This is a genomic window from Vibrio genomosp. F10 str. 9ZD137, from assembly GCF_049974785.1.
Taxonomy (GTDB): domain Bacteria; phylum Pseudomonadota; class Gammaproteobacteria; order Enterobacterales; family Vibrionaceae; genus Vibrio.
In genome coordinates this window covers 1-230 of record NZ_JBNGCJ010000202.1, presented here as the reverse complement: position 1 = coordinate 230, position 230 = coordinate 1, and the positions used below count along the sequence as shown (strand labels likewise).

The following is a 230-nucleotide window of genomic DNA, read 5'->3' as shown; positions in this document are numbered from 1 at the left end:
ACGATATCCACTGCAATTTCATCCGGCTGTCCAGCGATAGTCACTTCCGCGATTTCCGTTTCACGACCTGGTGTTTTTAGGTCCAACTTAGTAATCAAGAAGCGGAATAAACCGTAGTACAAACATGCCCAAATCGGTCCGATGATAAAGAACATCCACGCATTACTCGACATTGGGTAATACAAGAAGAACTGAATGGCACCATGAGCAAAATCGGTACTGTGTTTAAT

1 pseudogene is annotated in these 230 nt (G+C 43.5%); it reads right to left on the bottom strand.

Annotated features, from left to right (window positions below):
- Positions 1-230: pseudogene (locus tag ACP45E_RS02740) on the bottom strand (PTS glucose transporter subunit IIBC); the annotation flags it as partial.